Source organism: Streptomyces boncukensis (genome assembly GCF_011045075.1).
GTDB lineage: Bacteria > Actinomycetota > Actinomycetes > Streptomycetales > Streptomycetaceae > Streptomyces > Streptomyces boncukensis.
This window is the reverse complement of the sequence record NZ_JAAKZZ010000774.1, coordinates 1-2,455: the sequence shown is the minus strand read 5'-3', so window position 1 is coordinate 2,455 and position 2,455 is coordinate 1. Positions and strand designations below refer to the sequence as shown.

The 2,455-nt window shown below is 74.8% G+C and carries 3 protein-coding genes; all 3 read right to left on the bottom strand.

The features are described from left to right. Positions 1-184 precede the first annotated feature (184 nt). Positions 185-583, bottom strand: a complete 399-nt coding sequence (locus G5C65_RS40585) for a hypothetical protein (protein ID WP_338146819.1) — start codon at positions 581-583, stop codon at positions 185-187. A gap of 358 nt (positions 584-941) precedes the next feature. Next, positions 942-1,619: a ribonuclease HII gene (locus G5C65_RS35410; RefSeq protein WP_165303159.1), complete on the bottom strand. Its 678-nt coding sequence runs from the start codon at positions 1,617-1,619 to the stop codon at positions 942-944. 36 nt (positions 1,620-1,655) lie between these two features. Next, a partial coding sequence (locus tag G5C65_RS35405) for an ADP-ribosylglycohydrolase family protein (protein ID WP_165303158.1) occupies positions 1,656-2,455 on the bottom strand: 800 nt, incomplete at its 5' end.

Below are 2,455 nucleotides of genomic sequence, written 5' to 3'. Positions count from 1 at the left end.
GGGCCGGGGGCTCCCCGTCCAGGCTCTGCGGACCCCACGGCCCCAGGACTGCGGGGTCGCGGGGCCGCCGGGGCGCGTCAGCCCGGTGGACGCCGTCCGGCTCCGTGGACATCGGTCGTACCAGCCCCGTGGATCGGCCCGTCGGCGCGCCGAACCGGGAGAGGGGCCGACCGGGGACAGCGGGTCAGAGCAGGGCGCGGAGGCGCTGCGGGTCGCCGCAGACGATGAGCCGTTCGGCCGCTTTCTCCAGGGCGGCCGGGAGGGCGGCGGCGGCCTCCGGGTCGGTGCCCCCGTTGACGGCCAGGACCACGACGGCACGGCGCGTGGTATGGGCGACAGCGGAGGTGTGGGCGCAGAACACATCTTCGCCCTCGGTGAGTTGGCGCCAGTAGGCGTCCTCGCCGAAGGAGAGCTCGTGCTGGGCCCACGGGTGCTGTTCGCCCGTGGTGAGCAGCAGGATCTCACCGGGCGAGCGGCCCTCGTCGAGAAGCTTGTCGACGGTCTCGTCGGCGGCTTCCACGGCGGTCGCGTCCGTCGCGGCGACGAGTTGGATCTGCGCGGCGGCCGAGGTGGCGCCGCCCACGGCCGGCGCGGCGGGCGTGGGCGGGGCCGCCGGGTTCCCTTGTCGGGGAGTCCGAGGGGCCTCCGGGCGGCCGGGAGTGCTCGGGCCCTTGCTGTCCGCGCGCGGCGGAGCAGGGCGCGGCGTGGGCCGGGGTCCGGGAAGAGGTGCGGTGGATCGGGGTGCCTGCGGAGTTCGGGCGGCTCCCGCTGCGTTACGGGGGCCCGGGACGCTCTCGTAAATCTGTGGCTCCTCGGGGATGAGAGGCATGAGGTGATGTCTATCAAATGACGGAATGAGGCGCGTCAGCGGGTGGGGGATCCGGACGGGCGTTCCGTGGCTGGTTCCGGCCCGTAGGGGGCCGGGGCCGGACAGTGGCCGCTCAGAAGAGTTCTGCCTGCTCCGTGGGCGTGCTCCGGGTGCGCTTGAGGTGCTTCCAGCGGGTCAGGGCGTCCATATAGGACCAGGAGACCCGGTGGTACGGGGTAGGGCCCTGTTCCTCCAGGGCGGCTCGGTGGACGGGAGAGGGGTAGCCCACGTTGTCGTGGAAGGCGAAGTCGGCGTACTCCTCGGGCAGCCGGGCCATCATCGTGTCCCGGTGCACCTTGGCGATCACCGAGGCCGCGGCCACGGCGACGCAGGCGCGGTCGCCCTGGATGACGGTGCGCACGTGCCACGGCGGGCCGAGGTAGTCGTGCTTGCCGTCCAGGATCACGGCGTCGGGCCGCGCCGGGAGGCCCTCCAGCGCGCGGACGGCGGCCAGCCGCAGGGAGGCCGTCATGCCCAGCTCGTCGATCTCCTCCGGGGAGGCGTGGCCGAGGGCGTGGGCGGACACCCAGTCGTTGAGCTCCTCGGCGAGCTGGGCGCGCCGGGGGGCGGGGATGAGCTTGGAGTCGGTCAGGCCCTCGGGCGGGCGGCGCAGTCCGGTGACGGCCGCGCAGACGGTCAACGGGCCCGCCCATGCCCCGCGGCCGACCTCGTCGACCCCAGCGATGATCTTCGCTCCGGTAGTGGCGCGGAGCGAGCGCTCGACGCGGTGAGTAGGCGGCTCGTAGGGCATGGCACTTACAGCGTATCCGGTGCGGTCGGCGCGAGTTCAGCCGGTGCCGTCCAACCGGCCGAGCGCGGTGGTGAGCCAGTCGGGCAGCTGTTCGGTGCGCTGTGTCCACTCCTCGGGCGGGGCGCAGGACGGGCCGGCCGCCGCGACCGTGCCTCCGACGATGGCGCAGGTGGTGTCGACGTCGCCGCCCGCCCGCGCGGCCGCCCAGAACGCCCCGGGGAAGTCGCCCGCGTGCCGGGCGGCGGCCCAGAGGGCGAACGGCACGGTGTCGTGGGCGCTCGTGCGCCGCCCGCAGCCGAGGACGGCGACGACGGTACCGATGTCGCCGTAGTCGAGCATGTCGCGGGCCCGGCGGATGCCCGCGTGCACGGCGCTGCGCGCGACGAGGTCCGCCACGTCGCCGAGGAGTTGTGCGCCGCCAGGCGAGCCGCTCGCCAGCAGCGCGGCAGCGGCGGCGACGGCACGCGCCCCGGCGACCGCCTCCGGGTGCTGGTGGGTGACATACGCCGAGCGCTCGGCCTGTGCTGCCGCCCGCTCGGGGTCGTCGGCGTGCCAGGCGCCCAGCGGGGCGACGCGCATGGCCGCTCCGTTGCCCCACGAGCCCTGGCCGTCGAAGAGGGAGGCGGCCAAGGTGCGCCAGTCCGCGCCTTCCTGGCGGATCTGCCGCAGCATCCGGTTGACGGCGGGGCCATAACCGCGGTCGAAGTCGTGGTGCTCGGCGAAGGCCGCGGCGAGGAGATCCTGATCGATCCCGTCGGTAGCGGGGGCCGGGGCGTCACCGCTGGTGCCGTTGTTCGCGGGGTTCGCGGGGTTCGCGGGGTTCGCGGGGTTCGCGG

Coding starts and splice junctions, on each gene's coding strand:
- G5C65_RS35410 (WP_165303159.1), bottom strand. CDS start 1,619: ATGCCCTACGAGCCGCCTACTCACCGCGTCGAGCGCTCGCTCCGCGCC.